Here is a 19,166-nt window from a genome sequence, read left to right as displayed (position 1 = left end):
CAATGCGTAGAATCTATAAACACGGTTATGGGGGGGCGAAGTGGGAGTGCCACCAGAAGTGAATATTTTTACTTGGGTCATTTTTGCATTTCTGTGCCTATGGATTGGAATTGCATTGTTTGTAATGATAAATCCTTATTATATCTGGAAGATAACACAAAGTTGGAAAGCTTCAAGAGAACCGCCAAGGTCTTATTTTATAATTCAAAGGATTGTTGCAGGTCTATTCGCCCTTATTGGATTATCAATATTGTTACTTCCTCATTTGTTACGCTAACGGGTCACGATAGTTCAACGCATACACGAAGGCAGCCGACCAGAAAGATCGGCTGCCTTTGTTCAACTTACGGGCAGAATAGTTGATTGAGGACTTCAGAATCGCTCCAACACTAGCTTTCCAATCATGTCTCCGGCAAGCAGCTTCTCATGGGCCAGGCGCAAATTTGCAGCGTTGATCGGTTCGAGGCGCTGTGTCATCGTAGGTTTTATTTTCCCAACATCAATGAGATCAGCCACAGTATTCAGCAAATGGTGTTGTTCAAGCCTATCATCCGTTTGAAATTTGGCACGGGTAAACATAAGCTCCCAGTGGAATGAAACGCTTTTGACAAAGAACGAATCCAGATTGACCGGCTTACCTGCCGGAACAACGGAGCAAATTTTCCCTTGCGGACGTATGACTTCGGCCATGCTTTCCCAATGCAATACCGTGTCGTTTAGACAGAAAATATAATCGACAAAATCAAAACCGTACGCCTTTAATTGCGGACCTAATGCCTCTCTGTGATTGATGATGTAATCTGCCCCATGGTCTTTGGCCCAACGAACCGATTCCTCCCTTGAAGCAGTGCCGAGGACCGTTAATCCTGCGAGCTTGGAAAACTGGGTCGCAACCGACCCGACACCCCCTGCGGCGCCTATAATCAGAATCGTTCGATTTTTATTTTCTAATTCGTCCTGGTTTACTCCTAATCGGTCGAATAATGCCTCCCAGGCGGTAAGAGATGTTAATGGCATTGCTGCGGCTTGGGCATAGTTCAGCGTTCTCGGCTTCCTTCCGACAATCCGTTCATCGATAAGATGAAACTCGCTATTGCATCCGGGGCGCTCCAAATCTCCAGCATAGTACACTTCGTCTCCTGGTTTAAATAAGATACAATCCGGTCCAACTTGTTCAACAATACCTGCGGCATCCCAGCCGAGTATTCGAGGGTTATTAGGGTCACTCTTACCGCTGGTTCGGGTTTTTACGTCAGCAGGATTGACGGATATTGCTTTCACCCTGACCAATAAATCCTTGCCCGTCGGAACAGGTTTTTCCAGTTCTAAATCCATCATACTTTCTGGATTGCTTAAAGGGAGATCAGACCGGTAAAATCCTACGGCCTTCATCAACTGACGGTGGAGGGATAGGGGCTTTGGGCGATCGAAGGAACAAGTACGGCTTGAATCCGAGCATGGAAGGGTGTCCTGTTGAAACAACATTGGATGTCATCGGGGGAAAATGGAAAGGGATCATTCTTTATCATCTGATTGATGGTCCGAAAAGATTTAATGAATTCCGCCGTCTCTATCCAGGAATTACGCAATTCATGCTTACATTGCAGCTTCGTGAGCTTGAACGGGATGGCATTATTCACCGCGAGGTTTATAAACAGGTACCTCCTAAAGTGGAATATTCGCTGACTGAATTCGGAAGAACATTGGAATCGATCATTTTGTTCATGAGAAATTGGGGAGAAACTTTCAAAGACAGGCTGGGTGATATTAGATTAAAACCGCAGCAAGGAGACCGATGAATTCCCGGATCGGCTTTCGTCTAAATAAACGAAGGCATCAATGAAAACAAACCAATTTGACGATGAGGTGTTTAAAGATGGCATTAACGTCCACATTCACGAGCTTCAACCTACCTGTCAAAAACGTAGCACAATCGAAGGCGTTCTTCACCGGACTTGGATTCGCGCTCAACCCGCAATTCCCCGATAATGAGAACTCGGTAGCCATCGTAATTGGTGACAACCTGCAGGTCATGTTGATCAACCAAGCATTCTTTAATACGCTCACGGAGAAGGAAACCGTCGACACGAGCAAGTATGCGCAGATGACGATCGCATTGTCCTTCGAGAGCCGGGAAAAGGTCGATGAAATCGTGAATACCGCGGTCTCCTTGGGCGGGAAGTTGCACGCTGAACCTGAGGATCATGGGTTCATGTACCATTGGGGCTTCGTGGACTTGGACGGCCATCTGTGGGCCATCAACTACATGAACATGGATGCAGCTCAAGGTTAAGGCTAATGGGTTACGATAGCTTAATACAACGGGACAGCTACTATCATGCAGCTATCCCGTTTTTCAATTCAATTATGTTCTTGTCGTAGAGAGAAGAATGGCGCAGCAGCAGGCCAACAGGAATAAAAAATCCTCGGGACAAAAACTTGCATTGATTTTCGATTCGGGACTAGAACATACATTGGTTCTCGCGTCCGTCATTAAGCGAAACGGGCAGGTTAGCGCAACGATTACTCTCCAATTGCGTTAAATATTGGGAGTAGTGACTTAAGGTGAACATGGGAATTGATCATGTAAGGAGGTAAAGATGGCCTATACACGTCTGATTGTTTTGGTGATGGTGTTTGAAGTGTTTATCACAGCTGTAGTCGGACTTGGCATTTATTTTGGATTTTCCATATTTCCATATTCTCAATCTCCAGTAACTACAACTGGTGCTGCTGTGCAGACAATCGGGTTTAATGCAACCATTCCGTTATATATGCCGTCACTTACGGACCTGAAAATCCCATACACGTATCTTCAGGCCGGGGAACAGGTGTGGGGAATCACGGCATTCCTTGTATCTGCGGCCGTGATGGGATTGCAAAGTTTTATCCGGGGCATGTACCTCGGCGGTCTGAAAGGATGGGTTCTGAACCGTAAGACAGTCCCGCTGATCACGTGTGGACGCAGGTATTTTGGCGATATGATAGCGTGGTCTATCTTTCAAAACGTGGTAGTCGGGTTGATTTTTTTTCTCACTATATCCTTTTTCCCGTTTGGAATCATCTTGATGATTGCTTTACTGTTCTACTCGCTTACACCGTATTTGATTGTCCTCCAAAATATCACCTTCAGTGATGCATTGGCGAAAGCGCCACGCATGTTTCGACGTTATTTCAGCACATTGCTGCCGCTTGCGCTGTTTGCTATGTTTTGCACGCTAGTTATCAGCCTATTCCGGTCACTGGCACCTCCATGGGGGTACGCGGTACCGTTGCTCGCTTACGCATGTGTTGGCACCTTCCTGATCGGCGAGCTTATGAGTCGGCTAGCAGTGAAACTAACGCTGGACGGTGAACAGGTTCCGGATCTGCCAATCGTGGAGATCCGCGCTCGTAGAATGGTAAACGCTATGAATGTGCTGCTTGTGCCGGTACTAGTCTCGGCGGGTATTTTTGCAGCTTCAGGAAAGCACTTAAGCGCGTTTGAATTAGGTAGTAAAAGTCGGTTCGACGGTTTCTCCTACAATACGAATTTCTCCGACGTATTCTATGTATCAGATCAGAAGTATACCGCTTACGAGTGGCAGACTGGAGATTTCAGCATTGCCTTAAAGCTTCCGGACTTGTCCAGCGAGCGGAAGCCTGACGAACTGCGAGGGATAGCCGACATTACGTGGCAGGTGAATGAGGAAGTTCGTACTGTGCATGGGAATTCGACCCAAATTGACTTGAAGCCGATCATGCACAAGAGCCGGTTGATGTATCGACTTGTCCGGGAGACAGCTAACAATGGCAGCTTCTACTACTCAAGCATGAATGGCTCATCTTCGATCCTACCGGGAGAGGAGCGGCCGCGTGAGCCATTGTCCATTCAAATCATGGTTAGTGGGGACGGCAGCCATATATTTATCATGCAATACCCAACGCGTTTTGATATCTCACAGGTATTCCGAGTCTCGGATGACGGGCGGTATTTGATCCCGAGAACTAGCCAAATGAATCCAATGGATTTCCATTATTATTGGTTCACCACAGAACAGAGTACAGAGAATCTGTTGGAAATGCTTGCCGCCAAAAACAAAACGAATTACATTGCGACGATTAACCGATCATATTTGGCGCTTGCTTGTGCCTTGCAAGAAGGAGATGGGCGCATGGTCGTCAATCTACTGGAGACGATGCGGCAGGCCGGCGTAAACGTGAAAGCTCCCGATTGGGATGACCAGACGTGGACAGACAACTTGCATGGCCGATATAAAGGTGCCAGCTTGCAGAAGACCCTGGAGCTACTGACCAAGGCTGGCGTTCAAGGGGGGTATGAAGGCAAAGAACTGTTGGACAAAAGCGATGAAAAGATCGGTGTTTACCGGTTCGAGGTACCGTTCCCGGATGGAATGCTTTCAATCATTTATAAGGAATCTAAGGAAGACGGCAAGCTACTGTCCGTAAATGTAATGGACTAGATCGAATAAAAGTTAAAAATTTTGATACCGGTGAGCAATATTGCGTCTATATCGATGGGCTCGAGGAATCCGCGTTGGACAGATGGTTGACTATGCGAACGAGAGCAGGTTCCGTACCGAACGTCCGACCGGGACATCCTGTCAGGCCCTCTTTCATGGACAATATCACCGGGGACAGTTCAACCGGGCACTTCGGATCGAATCGGCAGAACCCGTCCAAGTCGATTACATCACGTTCGTGAGGCTCTAACGTGGCCTATTAATCACGATCACTCGGAATGGGATTGGCATTGTTCTAACGGATACGATAGCAAGACAAAACAGGCCGCTGATAAAATCAACGGTCTGTTCATCTAACGGGCAGTTTTGCTGAATAGATCTGGAAAAAAGGAAAGTGAATTATACATATACCTACTATATACTAAGTTCTTCCACTTGCTGAGTACGTGAAGCGTCTGACCTCTCACGGTTGGGCTGCGGTCAAGAAAGGATAAGATCGTCAGGTAGATTTGCCTGGTGGTCCTTCGTGTGAGGGGAGGAGATATCCGGCAGATGCGATAGTGATCAAAAGCCACCCATGACGTACGTGCGTCATGGGTGGCTTTTGATCATTTTCATACGTTCAGGAGGGGGCCGTGGTGCAATTATTGCGTGAAAATGACCCTGGAACGGCCATTCTTCGTATCCATTTCCGAACCGGACTTACTTGACCGGCCCCATCCAGGTTGTAATCGTCTTCTTCTGGTGCGGCAACGGCGGTTTCAACTTCCCGTTATCGATCAAATGCTTCAAAATATAAGCGACCAGCCGGCCTCCGCCGGTATTGCCTCTCACCATGTAAGCAATCTGCGGCTCCAAATGCTTCGGCTGATTTTGCAGGAACAACTTGAGCATTTTATCGTAGAGCTTGCCGACAGCGGGCGCATACAGGGCGGACAAATCCGGCATTGCCTTGTTCAACCGATCCAGCGTTTGCGGAGAGTCGATCCAAACCGCATTGAACTTGTACCCCTCCTCCGTCTTGCGGATGTACCCCTTCTCCAGTAGGAACGAATATTGCTCGCTGTTCTCTTCGTTGTCGGGCAGTTCCCCTTGTTGGAACGCATGGCAAATCTCGACATTCCGGTATTCCAGGAAACGCCAATTCACCTGGCGGTCGCTCCAGTACGTATTGAATTGCCACAAGTATAAGGGACTGTCTTCGACGTAGCGGAGACTCGGACCGAAGGTGACGTAACTACTCAGATCAAAACCCGGATCGTCATTGCGGCTCCGGTTCAACGCCGCATAGGCAATATACTGCCCTCCGTCCTTTCGCATCGGCGCGACCGCATCGAAGTTGTCGCCCGCCGGCATGCTTCGCCAAGATTGCTCCTCGACGTTCTTGGGCAGCAAGGTCCAGAGCGGGAAGTTATAGTCGCCGTCCGGAACGTACACTCCGCTATCCTCGACTTGCTGGCGAACTTCCATTAACGCGTCGAAATGAACATCGGCCACTTCGGCGGCGCACTCTTGCCAGAATCGATGACCGGCTACGGCCAACTCGAAGAGGTCCCAGACGATGGTGTTGCTTTGATATTTGCCGGGAGAGGTTTGGACGAGAAAATTGTAATCGGCCAGGTGCCGGACTTCGCCTTCCAGCAAAGACGGCGGCATTCCGAGCTCCTCCGCGATTTGATGGACGTTACGCGCCTTGTGATAAGCCGCGTAAACGATATTTTGCGCCAAGGCGCGTCCAAGAAAATCGTTGGTTTCGCCCAGTCTGCCGGCCGAACCGGAATGGCCCATTTCCCCCATGCTGACCGGATTGACACTCAAATTTCCTGTTGCGCGCATACGTTTCATCCCTTTCCTTAACTCCTTTTTGGCCTCACTCAGATGCCACTTCACCGTGTTGACAGGAATGTTCAGAGCAATCGCGATATCGCCGTGTTTAAGCTCGTCATAGTAATGCATGACCACGATCCGGCGATGGATGTCGGACAGAAACGCGACTTCCCGGCGCAGCTCGCGGTAAGCTTCGGTGACCAGCAGCCTGTCAAGCGGCTCCCGGGAAGAGTCGACTGACAGTTCGGACATGCCGTTGATTTCGATCGCTTGGGGAGCGTGCGCACGCTTTTTCAACCAATTCACCCAAGTGTATCGGGCAACCGTCCAGACGTAAGCCTCCAGGCTCCGAATGTCCCGCTTCCCTGAGAAGGATTTCAACAACTGCAGCATAATCTCCTGAGCCAGATCCTCCGCCTCCGCCCGCTGCTTAACCCGGTTCAACGCAAAACCGAAAATCGGTTTGACATAGCTCCGAATCGCTTCCGCCGCTTCTTTTCCGTTATGCCCGATCGAATCCATCTTTCGCCTCCGCAGTTGCATCTGTAATTCCTGACAATCAAATAGTGTGCCAGGCGAAATAAAGGTTGGGATATTTTCAAAAAAAATTTGGACGTCCTACCGGATTACTCAATTAAGGGTCCCACTTTTAGTATATAAAGATACTTTTTTCCGTTCAACTAAGGTACGCTAGTTATAAAAAAGGGTTTTTAATGGAATTTAGATAATTTATCCAGATAAAAATAGGAGGTGCGTAATGTCAGAGAATATTGGAGTTAATGTTAATAAAGTACAGTTGGAAAACTACAACTTTAGTGGATTGGATGCTTCATTAGTTGGTGCGATTAAGTCAGTTACTGATTATTATCAAATTCCCTTAACGACTTCATGGATATATGGCATGATGGGAATTGCTTTCTTACACGTACTTGATGAAAACCTAGTAGAACCCAATGGTGGACCGACTGTGCAAGAGGTTTTTCGTCTTGTACGAAATATAGGATTAGAGATAGATGGTTTGCACGTTTATGCAGAAGGTCAAGACTTTATAAATTTGCAGGCTGAAGCATGGGAGAAGGCTAAACAAGCGATTAGCTTGAAACAACCTGTATTCGCCAAAAATATAGATATCGGAAACCAAACATCGGTTGTCTATGCTTACGATGAAGTCGGTTATTATACACGAACATGGCATACTGGATTTGAGCATAGTGAAGATGTTATTCCTTGGGACTTACTTGGCTTAAGTCAGTGCCCTTGTATCAACTGTGTCAATTATCGAAAGTCAGTCCCCCAAATGGCTAACTCTGTCAGTGGTTTAATATCTTTACACTGGGCAACTCCAACCCAACCGGTAGATGATTTGCCCGCACTTAAAGATGTACTTGGATTTGTTGTTCGTCTAAACGAACAGGGGACCTATACGTGGGCAGAAAAAACATATTTGGTCGGTTCAAAAGCCTACGAAAAATGGTTAATTGCATTGGAAAACAATGATGTTGATAAATACTTTTTCAGCCTTTTTTTAGAGATTCTTTATGAAGCAAGAAGTCATGCAATAAAGTTTCTCAAGGAATTAAAAGGAAGGATTACTGGTTTAAATGAACAAACGATTGATGAAGGGATAAATAAATATAGCGAAGTGGCTTTAAAATACAAAATATTGAAAGAGATGTATCCATATGAAGAACCACGTCAAAGCGAAATAAAACAAAAAGAACGATGTATTGCACTCGTGGAAGAGTTGTATCAATTGGAGAATGATTGCTTCAAATTGATAAAAGAAATTCATGCAAGTTTATGAGTCAAGCCATTAAGCGGGAATCTATAGATTAATAAAACGGGACAGCAGCAATTATGCAGCTGTCCCGTTTTTCCTGGAATGGTGACCATCCGATACCCGCTTATTGTTCTAATTTTACTTTAGCATACTTAGTCATAACGACTTCCGTTATGCCGGCTTTTGTACGAATATCGAATTCATCCATTAATGCCTCCATTAAATAAATACCGAGTCCGCCTACTGGCAGCTCACTCACAGCTGTTTGTCGAAGCGGCTCTCCTTGAACATGCAATTCTGGATTTGCAAACTCCGGACCTTTGTTTTTGATATAAATTGAAAGAGCAGTATCATCGAATTCATAACAAATATCAATAACGTCATCGTTAAGCTCATGATAACCATAGAGCACGGCGTTATTGCACGCCTCTGAAGCTGCCACCTTCATATCTTCAATGTCTTCATATGAATAGCCCAACTTAGAGGCTATTGCATAAAGATTGATTCTGACGATATCGATATAATCCGCATGGGCCGGTATTTGTAATCGAATGGCGTTCATGCTTCAGCTTCTGTCCCTTCTGTTAAATATTTGGTGATACCTGTCAAATCAAAAAGACGTTTAATGCCTGGCGGTGTTTCGATAACGAAAAACGGTGCGTTTAATCCAACACGCAGCTTAAGTATCGAAACAATAATGCCGATGCCGGTACTATCGATATAAGTTAATTGTTTAAGATTAAGCACTAAATCTTTGTCCGTACGGCTAATAACGGGTTCAAGCGTATCCCGCAGCTGTTGTACAACAGATAAGTCAAGTTCACCTATGAGATGAAGAATATATTGTTCGTTCGTTTCTTCTTGTACGATTCGAAATGGTTCAACTTTCATTCCTTTCACTCCATTCCTCTATGAAAATAAGTAATCGATTTGAGCTTATTTGAATCGGCATCGATAAAAATTTTTAATAAAGCTTGATCACGCTCGAATACGATACCATCCTCTGTAATATAATCAGGTTCCCCAAGTGCTGCTTTTAAATTTTCAACCGTTGCCGGAACAGGAATATCATCAATAAGCAACGTTGTTGCCCCTTCCAAAACTTCAACGTAATCTAGGATATTATCACTAAAGATAACATTCATTCCAGGGTAATGAAAAATAATAACTCCTTTGAAATACTCATCCTCAGTTACGAAATCGGGCTCGCCGATCTTTGCAATGACACTGCTTGGATCATCGTAGAGAGAAATGCCATTGACAGTTTGAAGCTTAAATTGCTGCCTCGATTGCTTCATTTCAATTGTTTCAGTCGAAGGGGTCACATAAGCTGTTGTCATTATGTTGGTTCCTTCGATTCCTCCGGTTCCTTCACCAAAATCTCCTGTTAGAGAGAATATGCTCCCGACCAGATAACCGATGATCATAACGACCTTCATATGAACTCCCTCCTACAAAATAGACTAACTTAAAATAACTTTAATTATATTTACACCTTTCTCACTTTTTTGAAACAGATCTCACCTAACTATGATTTGGCTGTAAGCATAACGATACATATATCATCCTTCTGATTGCTGCTGCCCATTTCAGTATCTGCAAAGAGCTCAGCAGGCTCCATCATGTTGTCAAAGGTTAACTGCTCAAAAAGCATATCCAGCTTATGTTCGGAATTATCCCCCATGAGATCAAGCAGTCCATCCGTATAAAGCACGATCTTCATCTGATCCTCGTACGAAATCTTTCCTTTTTTTATCTCTATACTATCGAATAAGCCAATTGCGCAGCAGCCCTCTGTGAGCCATTCCTCTCTATCCTTTAAGATCAACTTGCCAGGCGGATGTCCTGCATTGACATATTCAATCGTTCGGTGCTGCGTATCTACAACTAAATAAATGGCTGTAAAATAATAATTGAGTAATTCTTCCTTTCTATATAGCTGCTTCATATGGCGATTAAGCTCGTGCATAACCAGTTCCGGATCTGTCATACGAATAATCGTATCCCTCAAAATAGAGGATATGTACATACACACCAATGATGAAGATATGCCATGCCCCATCACATCCAGCAATATAACGCCATAACGGTTATAATCAATGCGGTACCATGCATAAAAATCCCCAGCAAGCTCAGAGGAAGGTTGATAAACCGCGCTGATTGCTATATTTTCATCATTAAGCGGTTGGCTTAAAACATTTCGTTGAACCTTCTTTGCAAGCTCAAGCTTAAATTTCATACGCTTGTCTCTTTCCTTATGCCTATCCATTTCCTTCTTCAGTCTTAATGCAGAACGAATGCGCGCAAGCAACTCCATCTTATTAATCGGCTTCATCACATAATCGCAAGCGCCCGCATCAAGCGCCTCCGCCATTTTGAACGAATCGCCTAACGCTGTTACAAATATAATGGGTAAATCTTTATATCGTTCATCCTTCAAAATGGTTCTGCATGCTTCTAGCCCATCAATTCCCGGCATCATCATATCCATTAAGATGAGATCTACATGCACCTTCTTGACTAAAGGCGTTTCCATATCCAGAAGGCTGTATAGCTCATTTGCAGAAGAAACTATCCTTAAATCCTCATAGCCGGCTTTGTTTAGGATTGCCTTAATAATAAGCTGATTTGTAGCATTGTCATCCACAATGATAATACTCATTTTTAGGCACTCCTTTTCTTGTTTCTGTCCCTCCTATATTGAGCAAAGCGTCTTGACTAGTCAATCATGATCCATATTTTTCTATAGAAGTAAGCCAAGGCCTACCCATACGGGTAGGCCTTACTGATTAACGACTTAGAACCTTTAGTAGTATGGATAATAGTAAATTGTAGGATCAAACTCAACACCGTCATATTCTTTCCCGCTCCATGCGATGACCAACACTTTATCTTGGTCCATTTCACGCTCAAGCCGCTCCGCGTCTCGCTCGGAAATACCCAGAGACTTCATTTTCGCACGCAATTCATCTCCATGAGATCTGAAATGATTAGCTATTGCTGTTATGAGTCCTTCTTCAGCGATACCTATTTTCTCAGCATCGGTATGATCGGTAATACGATTCGTACGGTCCTTATCATGAGTCAATACGAAGATATTGCCTTTGGCGTAACCTTCCAATTGGAACTTACGCACCTCCTCACGAACCTGAGCAATGCTGTTCACCGTGTGTACTTTCGTTTTAAGATTTGTCATTCGTAACGCCTCCTTTAATTTGTTCGTCTTCGACCGAAGATGAGCGATATGATTAATAGAACAATAAATACGAAGAACAATATTTTTGCGATTCCCGCTAAAGCGGAAGCAATTCCTAGAAATCCAAAAATGCCGGCAACGATCGCAAAAATGAAAAATAGGAAGGACCAAGCTAACATCGGAATCACCTCACTTTCTAAAATAGGTGTGTGGTAATGGCGGCTTATGACACTATTAACCATCCTCCCCCTATTTGAAACGGTGAAAATAAATTGTTTCAGAATCGATAGAATCGGTTAAGAAAATATACTTAGCAAAATGAAAATAAAAAAGGATGGTGAAGATCAATGGAAAATAAACGAATTCACGTCAATGGCATTGATATCGTCTATAAAGAGTGTGGAAGCAGCACAGAAGATTACACAGTTGTATTGCTACACGGTTTTTGTGGCTCATCCCTTTACTGGGAAAAAGTTTATCCTATGCTATGTGAACAATATCGCGTTATTATGCCCGATCTTCGCGGCCACGGCGAATCTTCCAGTCCTAGCGGCAACTATTCGATGCGTGTAATGGCTGATGACATTGCCGCTTTGTTGGAAGCGCTCCAGATTGAAAAAGTCGTTATGTTCGGACACTCCTTGGGCGGATATGTTACAGCTGCCTTTGCGGAGCATTATCCCGACAAGCTTGCTGGCTTCGCCCTCATCCATTCCACGGTGCTTCCTGACTCAGATGAAATCAAACAAAAACGTATTAAAGAGATGAAAGAGATACGCGAAAAAGGAATCACAGCTTACGTTAGTCGTTTCATACCCAGTCTTTTTAACGATAAGAAGCTTAATGAATGGCAAGCCGAAGTGGATGAGATGATTCAGGTAGGGCAGCAAATGAAACCAGAGGCCGCTATTTCTTTATTAGGGGGAATGATGCAGCGGCCAGACCTCAGCCACGTACTCACCGATGCCAAATTTCCTATCCTTCTTGTTGCCGGTGCTGAAGATCGAGTGGTTTTACCCGAAGTCACATTTTCCGTTAACAATCAGGGTTCGCCCGAGTCAACCTATCAACATCCCCATGTTCAAGAAACGATGTTTGAGGATGTCGGACATATGAGTCTAATCGAGGTGTCGGCTCAGCTTTCTAGAACTATGGTTTTGTATCTCCAGACGCTTATGGAGAACGAGGCGACAAGAAATGAAGCGGAGTCGGACAGTGCTTTTCTTTAGTAACACATGTTGCAATCGTAGCATATTTTAATCTTGGTCTTTGTGCAACGCTAATTTTTTTCCGCCCACTTCTTGACAAAACAATTTATTAGGAATACGATGACGAAGGAATTTATCACGACCTCGTTAGGTGAGGCTCCTATACAAACATAGGCCACTGCCCGGAAATATCGAAAGATGCCAATGGGTAGAACAGGAACTGTCGGATTAAGGCTTTTCTTAAGGTGGCTAAGGGGGAACCCTTTACGTTGTATAGTGCCAAAACTCAACTAGGGGGAGCGAAAAGTGTTTTTGTGCGCTTTTTTAACCCTCTAGGCTAGGGCGTGTCTGAATACTCCGAGGGGAGCAGATGTTGCCGAATTTTCGTTCCATGCAAGGAACTTTTGAGAAGGCGTACCGGGGGTACGTCGAGCAAAAGTGACGAAGCAGGGGGCGAAAAGGCGGTGATAGATGCCCCTGAGCGAGGTTTCAGACGCGCCCTTACTGGAGGGTTTTTCATTTTATCAAACAAAGGGGGGAACATGTCAATGGATAGTGGACCAAGTTGCCGATTATGCAAAATGGAATCTATATCCTGTACAGAGAGCACACCGGGTATTAGGTGCCTCAGCATGTTCCCCATACTTTATTTTCCATTCCCCATTGTTGGGCGAGTGAATTTAAGTATGCGAATTTGACATGCGAGCATCAAATCGGCCATTTCGCCTCCCCGGCCCTCTCTGATACAAGAGAGGGTTTTTTTGTGTCCACATTGCAAGAAGATGAGACAGGGCGGCTTTCAAGCCGCACGAGGAGGAAATGGAAAATGAAAAGAACAATCAAAGACAATGAAATGCTGAATAAAGAAATTGCAGAACGGTTAATCCAGTCTTCCACCATGATGGAAGAAGATTTAATGGAGGACTTGAACACAAGTCCCGATGGTCTTACGGAGGCAGAGGCAAGAAAACGGCTCGACCAGTACGGTAAAAATGTAATCGCACACGAGAAAACGCCGGCCTGGTATTTGCAATTGCTCGGTTGCTTTAAAAATCCGTTCATTTTGATCTTGATTGCACTTGGGATGTTCGCTTATTTTACTGACGATCCGGAAGCCCTCATCACCATTTCAACGATGGTCACCATCAGTGTAATCATTACCTTTTCGCAGGAATTTCGTTCGGCGAAAACAGCTGAGAAGTTAAAAGCGCTGGTCAAAACAACGGCGACAGTCACTCGTATAAACGACGACAGCAACTACGAGAAAAAGGAAGTCGATCTCGAAGTCATCGTTCCCGGGGACGTCATTCATCTTGCCGCAGGCGACATGGTTCCGGCGGATATCAGACTGATTGCTTCCAAGGATCTTCATGTCGGAGAGTCCGCCCTTACAGGAGAAGCTATGCCTGTTGAGAAAATGGATACATTGCCACGCGGTGTATTCAAGCTGGCGCACAAACATCAGCCAAAACCTACGAATGCTCTTGAACTGGGCAATGTTTGCTATATGGGGACGAATGTGATTAGCGGTTCAGCTAAAGGCGTGGTCGTTTCCACTGGCACTAAAACCTATTTCGGATCTATGGCGAGCACGCTGATCGGCACACCGACGCTGACCAGCTTTGACAAAGGAATCAAAAGCATTACCTTTGTGCTGATTCGCTTCATGTTCATCATGGTTCCGATTATTCTATTGGTTAACGGCTTTACCAAGGGCGATTGGTGGGAAGCATTGCTGTTCGGAGTATCCGTTGCAGTTGGGTTAACACCTGAGATGCTCCCGGTTATCGTCTCCGCTAATCTGGCCAAAGGCGCGGCTGTCATGGCTCGAAATAAAGTCGTCGTCAAAAGACTCAATGCCATTCAAAACTTCGGTGCGATGAATATTTTGTGTACGGACAAAACCGGAACCTTAACGCAAGACAAAATCATTATGGAAAAACACCTCGATATTCATGGCCATGAGGACAAAAAGGTTTTGGAATATGCGTATTTGAACAGCCTTCATCAAACCGGTTTAAAAAACCTGCTGGATGTGGCCATTCTTGAGCATGCCGAATTGACCGAAGTACTTGGTGCAGAAAGAAATGATAAGAAGGTTGATGAAATCCCTTTTGACTTCAACCGCCGTCGTATGTCTGTTGTTCTGGAAAATAGCGATATTGGGCATCTTCTAGTATGCAAAGGTGCAATGGAAGAAGTGCTCAGTATTTGCTCGCATGTCGATGATAACGGGCAGATTGAACCTATTACAAAGGAAATTAGCGAGAAAGCGATAATGCTCGTGAATGAACTCAACGCCGATGGGCTTCGTGTGCTGGCCGTCGCAGCTAAACAATTTCCCGTGCGGGAAGAAACTTATGGCTTAAAGGACGAAAAAGGGCTTACGCTAATCGGCTATCTTGCCTTCCTTGATCCACCGAAGGAATCGGCCGTCGAAGCGATTCGGGCGCTCAAGGAAAATGGTGTCGATGTCAAAGTCATTACAGGGGATAATGCGGCGGTAACCCAAAAAGTATGTAAAGACGTCGGATTGCCATTCACGAGCATTGTGCTCGGAAGTGACATTGAACGGATGACCGACGAGCAATTGGCCGACATTGCCGAAAAAACGAATGTATTTGCTAAAGTGAACCCTCTTCAAAAAGCAAGAATTGTTCGGGTACTCAAAGGGAAAGGTCACACGGTTGGATTTATGGGGGACGGGATCAATGACGCCATCTCTCTAAAGGAAGCGGATGTCGGTATTTCCGTAGATACTGCCGTCGATATTTCCAAGGAGTCTGCAGATATCATATTGCTTGAAAAAAGTTTGATGGTTCTGGAAAAAGGCATCATAGAGGGGCGCAAAACGTTTGGCAACATTATCAAATACATCAAGATGACAGCCAGTTCGAACTTCGGCAATATGTTTAGCGTTCTGGTAGCAAGTGCCTTCATTCCATTCATGCCTATGCTGCCGATCCATCTGCTCATCCAGAACCTAATGTATGATATTTCGCAGCTTTCGATTCCATGGGACCAAATGGACAAAGAATATTTGAAAACGCCGAAGAAATGGAATGCGAAATCGGTGAGCCGTTTTATGGTCTTTATCGGACCGATCAGTTCGATTTTCGATATCACCACCTATTGCTTGATGTGGTATGTGTTTTCGGCCAATTCGGTCGAACATGAATCGTTGTTCCAGTCCGGCTGGTTTATCGAAGGCTTGCTATCGCAAACGCTCATCGTACACATGATACGCACACGGAAAATTCCATTTATCCAAAGCAGGGCAAGTCTCCCGGTCATGCTTCTTACAGGTGCAATCATGGCATTCGGGATTACCTTTCCTTTCACCAGCTTTGGCTCAAGTGTCGGTCTCCAGCCGCTGCCGATGAGTTATTTCCCTTGGTTAGTCGCTACACTGCTGAGCTACTGCGTCTTGACACAAATCATCAAGACATGGTACATCCGCAAATTTAAAGAATGGTTGTAATTGATAAAACCAAGATGGGGAAACAGCGCAATTATTCATTAAAAATTGCGCTGTTTCCCCATCCATCGTTTTCATCAATAATGTCCTCATCCCCCGATACTGAAGGGCTTTTTATTAAACTAGTTTTACAGTCAATGTGCCGATTGCTAAATTAACAGCAGATCCACTGGTATTCCTAAGCTTCACTGTTACGGTGTTTGTTGCACTAACTACTGCACTAATTTCAATTCCCGCATTGTACTGGCTGAAAGAAGCTTGAACAATATCACCCAAGGCGCACCCGTTTAATGTCACGGTTGTGGACACTGAGCCATTTGCGGCAATCGATGGCGGGTCGTATGTTTTGGACGATTTTACTCGACTATCAGTATAACTTACAGTGCAGTTTTCAGTATTATCTGTTTGAGCCAATCCTGAAGCAGAGAACTTAAGCGTACCGGCCAAAGTGCTTTCAAACTTAACAAGAGAGCCCAGCAAATATTGCTCTTGGTGATAGTTGACAATAGTAACACTTGGGGTAAATGCGCCAGATGTATGCATGCTGTATATAAAATTATTATGAACTGTTGTATTGATGCTTAAGCCACTAACCTTAATACTCTTAAATTTACATCCTATAAGTTTACTAGAGTTAACTAAAGCACTATCGATAACAATATTGTCTATAATAACGGTTGGATTGTTCACCAGCCCATAATCAAGATCATTTACAACAATATCCGATAGATACAAGTAAATAATTTTAGTATCAGCAAATGCCAAATATCTAGGGAAGTGCATTTTCCCTACCACATTTACAGTGTCAGCGACAATATTGTCAATAAGACCAGCCGTGATGTTGAAATCTGTTTTGAACACACCTGAATTAAGCGTCAATTCTTTAATGTAAACGGGCAATCGAACAGATAGTATGCCGCGCGGATTAGCGATGCTCATAGTATTTATTTGAAACTTACGTTTTATAGACTCATCTGAGATGCTGCCCGCATAAGCCTCAATACTTCCTAAAGTATCAGTGACTTGAATTGAATTAAAAATCTGAAAATCGCTTTTTCTTTCAGCTTTAAATACACAGTGTTGCTCGCCATTTGTGTACTTCATGCATGATGATCCGTCAATCACATAATTACCCAATTCAATTGATAGACCGCCAACCTCAGGCTCATGTTGAATTAAATTTGTTACTAATGATCGACCAGATGCCGCATAATAATCATCGCGGAATACCCCTGAAAAATTATTCGACTCAAGATCAAATGTGTGCGCCACCAAGTACGCGCCAAGATATTCGCCAAACATATTATCTACAAATATTTTATCCAAGAATACATTGCTACAGCTTATATTATAAGAAACCGCAGGACTCTTGAATGAAATATTTTTTAAACTTAACTGATACTTTGATTTTGTTGCATCCGTTATAGGGTAAACAGCACCAGAATCAGGGTGGAACTCACAAACGAATCCACACATAAATCCATCCATATTTTGCGATGTAATAAGATAGTCAGCAACATATGGATCAAAAACCACATTATCTAGTTCAAATAAGCCTTCTCCATTTAAATCGTCTGGGGCGAACAGGATGCAATTTGTTCCTTGCTTTAATTGATTGGTCTTATCGTTAGAAATCCTTATATTTTTAAGGCGGTGCGGTTTCCTGAACATTAATCCCTTAATAACTGAGCCTGCACTATTAGTCCAACGGGTAGTTGTTGGAGTCATCAAGTCGAAGTTATGGAAATCAATCTCATATTCTCTGGTGTCTGCGTAAGCAATCATTCTATCCATTTCGACAGTTTGGTCTAATGTGGCCCCACTACGAATACCAAACTTACGTATATCAAATGTATCTCGAAGAAGTGCGAATTTGCCGTTATTTAATGGAATAGCGTAATCTGTTGAAGCGTTTGAAATCAGATAAACCGCGCCACCTTCGTCAAAAATATTGTAATAGCCAATTGTCCTTACAACATCGCCGTCGTTTAAGTTCGTGCCAATAAGCTCACTCATAGTTTTGAGCATTAAAATTGAACCTGTCATTATTTATCATCCTCATCCAAGCCGACTTTGCGGTTAATGAATTTATCAACCCAGGTACGACAAAACATTCAATGAAGAAGCAGTCAGATTGAGCGATGAGATTGGCCCCAGGAAAGCCGCCGAGCAGTTAGGCGTAGCCTACTACACTTTGCAGGGATGGAGAAAGCAAAGAATCCTGCACGGCGACGGGGCGCATATCGGAAATATCGACCAACAGCCCGCGCGGACCGGCGCGTGAACGGATTCCAACTTATCGGGATGATCGTCACTCTGATGTCTATTCTTTAACGCTGCCGACGGTAATCCCTTTAATGAAATATTTTTGCAGGAACGGATACACCAGCATAATTGGGAGCGCACCCAAAAAGATTTGTGTCGTTCTCAGTGTTCTCTCGCCCAGATTTTGCAAAATCCCTGTATTGTCGAGCGTGATAGACTTCACGTTTATAGCCGTTACGAGCGTGGAAAGATACGTTTGCAGCGGATACTTATCCGGCGAATTCAAGTACAATATCCCGTCAAACCAGGAGTTCCAGTGCCCGACAATGGTAAAAAGCCCGATCGTTGCAATAGACGGAAGTGAAATGGGAAGGAAAATTCTCCACAGAATAGACAGGTAATTGGCGCCGTCAATCGTAGCCGCTTCCTCCAATTCTTTAGGAATTCCTCTGAAAAAGTTGAGCATCATGACGGTATACCACACGTTCAGTGCTCCAGGCAAGATGAGCGCCCAAATCGAGTCGATCAGCCCTGTTTCCTTGATCACAATATAGGTGGGAATAAGTCCGCCGCCAAAAAACATAGTAATCGCAAAAAACCAGACGTACACCGTGCGAAAACGAAACTGTTCGTTTGTTTTGGACAACGGATACGCGGTAACGAATACGAGAAGCATGTTAATGGCAGTGCCGAGCACCACTCTCTCGACCGATATGACGATCGATCGGAGAAATTCCACTTTCTGCCCGAGAAACCGATAGGCATCCAGCGTGAACTCGACCGGCCACAGCCTCACTTCGCCGGCGGAAGCCGCGGCATTCGAGCTTAACGATACGGAAAGCAGATGAAGGAAAGGTACGATTCCGAGCAAAGTAATCAGGGAAAGCGCGATGGAATTGACGATGAGAAATGCTTTCCTGCTTAACGACTGTTTGTAAAACATGATGAT

Annotated in this window: 17 protein-coding genes and 1 riboswitch; of the genes, 7 read left to right on the top strand and 10 right to left on the bottom strand. The window is 44.5% G+C overall.

From position 1 onward, the window contains the following. Positions 1-40: 40 nt before the first annotated feature. Positions 41-277, top strand: a complete 237-nt coding sequence (locus ACFPOF_RS18470) for a DUF6199 family natural product biosynthesis protein (protein WP_378135279.1) — start codon at positions 41-43, stop codon at positions 275-277. 95 nt (positions 278-372) lie between these two features. Here the strand turns inward: ACFPOF_RS18470 and ACFPOF_RS18465 are convergent, their stop codons facing one another. Further along, positions 373-1,392 carry a zinc-binding alcohol dehydrogenase family protein gene (locus tag ACFPOF_RS18465; protein ID WP_378135277.1) on the bottom strand — a complete coding sequence of 340 codons (1,020 nt, stop codon included), beginning with the start codon at positions 1,390-1,392 and terminating at the stop codon, positions 373-375. Between the two features lie 65 nt (positions 1,393-1,457). On the opposite strand from ACFPOF_RS18465, the gene ACFPOF_RS18460 reads away from it, so the two are divergent. The 3 genes from ACFPOF_RS18460 to ACFPOF_RS18450 all read left to right on the top strand — a co-directional run bounded on the left by ACFPOF_RS18460 (position 1,458) and on the right by ACFPOF_RS18450 (position 4,463). Then, on the top strand, positions 1,458-1,799 hold the full coding sequence (locus ACFPOF_RS18460; RefSeq protein WP_378136044.1) for a winged helix-turn-helix transcriptional regulator: 342 nt from the start codon (positions 1,458-1,460) through the stop codon (positions 1,797-1,799). Between the two features lie 77 nt (positions 1,800-1,876). Further along, a complete protein-coding gene (locus ACFPOF_RS18455) occupies positions 1,877-2,293 on the top strand; it encodes a VOC family protein (protein WP_378135275.1) in 417 nt (138 codons plus the stop codon). A gap of 307 nt (positions 2,294-2,600) precedes the next feature. Continuing rightward, entirely contained in the window at positions 2,601-4,463 is a 1,863-nt protein-coding gene (locus tag ACFPOF_RS18450; RefSeq protein WP_378135273.1) for a hypothetical protein, read from the top strand. A gap of 702 nt (positions 4,464-5,165) precedes the next feature. On the opposite strand, the gene ACFPOF_RS18445 is transcribed toward ACFPOF_RS18450, so the two are convergent. Next, entirely contained in the window at positions 5,166-6,812 is a 1,647-nt protein-coding gene (locus tag ACFPOF_RS18445) for an RNA polymerase sigma factor (RefSeq protein WP_378135271.1), read from the bottom strand. A gap of 235 nt (positions 6,813-7,047) precedes the next feature. On the opposite strand from ACFPOF_RS18445, the gene ACFPOF_RS18440 reads away from it, so the two are divergent. Beyond that, complete coding sequence (locus tag ACFPOF_RS18440) at positions 7,048-8,094, top strand: hypothetical protein (protein WP_378135269.1); 1,047 nt, start codon at positions 7,048-7,050, stop codon at positions 8,092-8,094. A 100-nt stretch (positions 8,095-8,194) separates the two neighbouring features. Here the strand turns inward: ACFPOF_RS18440 and rsbW are convergent, their stop codons facing one another. From rsbW to ACFPOF_RS18410, 6 genes are all read right to left on the bottom strand, one after another. After that, the gene (gene rsbW / locus ACFPOF_RS18435; RefSeq protein ID WP_378135267.1) at positions 8,195-8,632 is read right to left on the bottom strand and encodes an anti-sigma B factor RsbW; all 438 of its coding nucleotides are present in this window, start codon (positions 8,630-8,632) and stop codon (positions 8,195-8,197) included. Further along, complete coding sequence (locus ACFPOF_RS18430; RefSeq protein WP_378135265.1) at positions 8,629-8,961, bottom strand: STAS domain-containing protein; 333 nt, start codon at positions 8,959-8,961, stop codon at positions 8,629-8,631. Before ACFPOF_RS18430 ends, rsbW begins: the two co-directional genes overlap by 4 nt. Positions 8,962-8,966: 5 nt before the next feature. Continuing rightward, the gene (locus ACFPOF_RS18425) at positions 8,967-9,509 is read right to left on the bottom strand and encodes a hypothetical protein (RefSeq protein WP_378135263.1); all 543 of its coding nucleotides are present in this window, start codon (positions 9,507-9,509) and stop codon (positions 8,967-8,969) included. Positions 9,510-9,598: 89 nt separating this feature from the next. Beyond that, positions 9,599-10,732: a PP2C family protein-serine/threonine phosphatase gene (locus ACFPOF_RS18420; RefSeq protein WP_378135261.1), complete on the bottom strand. Its 1,134-nt coding sequence runs from the start codon at positions 10,730-10,732 to the stop codon at positions 9,599-9,601. A 144-nt stretch (positions 10,733-10,876) separates the two neighbouring features. Then, a complete protein-coding gene (locus ACFPOF_RS18415) occupies positions 10,877-11,266 on the bottom strand; it encodes a YflT domain-containing protein (RefSeq protein WP_378135260.1) in 390 nt (129 codons plus the stop codon). 14 nt (positions 11,267-11,280) lie between these two features. Continuing rightward, positions 11,281-11,445 carry a DUF1328 domain-containing protein gene (locus ACFPOF_RS18410; protein ID WP_378136042.1) on the bottom strand — a complete coding sequence of 55 codons (165 nt, stop codon included), beginning with the start codon at positions 11,443-11,445 and terminating at the stop codon, positions 11,281-11,283. 168 nt (positions 11,446-11,613) lie between these two features. Between ACFPOF_RS18410 and ACFPOF_RS18405 the strand changes: the two genes are divergently transcribed. Both ACFPOF_RS18405 and mgtA read left to right on the top strand, forming a co-directional pair. After that, a complete protein-coding gene (locus ACFPOF_RS18405) occupies positions 11,614-12,495 on the top strand; it encodes an alpha/beta fold hydrolase (protein WP_378135258.1) in 882 nt (293 codons plus the stop codon). Positions 12,496-12,610: 115 nt separating this feature from the next. Further along, positions 12,611-12,779, top strand: a riboswitch (M-box (ykoK) riboswitch). A gap of 521 nt (positions 12,780-13,300) precedes the next feature. Beyond that, positions 13,301-15,955 (top strand): magnesium-translocating P-type ATPase, encoded by a 2,655-nt coding sequence (gene mgtA / locus ACFPOF_RS18400; RefSeq protein ID WP_378135256.1) that lies wholly within the window; start codon positions 13,301-13,303, stop codon positions 15,953-15,955. A 114-nt stretch (positions 15,956-16,069) separates the two neighbouring features. Here mgtA and ACFPOF_RS18395 read toward each other — a convergent pair whose 3' ends face one another. Both ACFPOF_RS18395 and ACFPOF_RS18390 read right to left on the bottom strand, forming a co-directional pair. Beyond that, positions 16,070-17,998, bottom strand: a complete 1,929-nt coding sequence (locus ACFPOF_RS18395) for a hypothetical protein (protein ID WP_378135254.1) — start codon at positions 17,996-17,998, stop codon at positions 16,070-16,072. Between the two features lie 277 nt (positions 17,999-18,275). Beyond that, the gene (locus ACFPOF_RS18390; protein WP_378135252.1) at positions 18,276-19,160 is read right to left on the bottom strand and encodes a carbohydrate ABC transporter permease; all 885 of its coding nucleotides are present in this window, start codon (positions 19,158-19,160) and stop codon (positions 18,276-18,278) included. Positions 19,161-19,166 lie beyond the last annotated feature (6 nt).

This window comes from Cohnella soli, assembly GCF_042655525.1.
Classification (GTDB): Bacteria; Bacillota; Bacilli; order Paenibacillales; family Paenibacillaceae; genus Cohnella; species Cohnella soli.
Note: the sequence above shows the minus strand (reverse complement) of the source record. Positions and strands in the feature narration are given on the sequence as shown.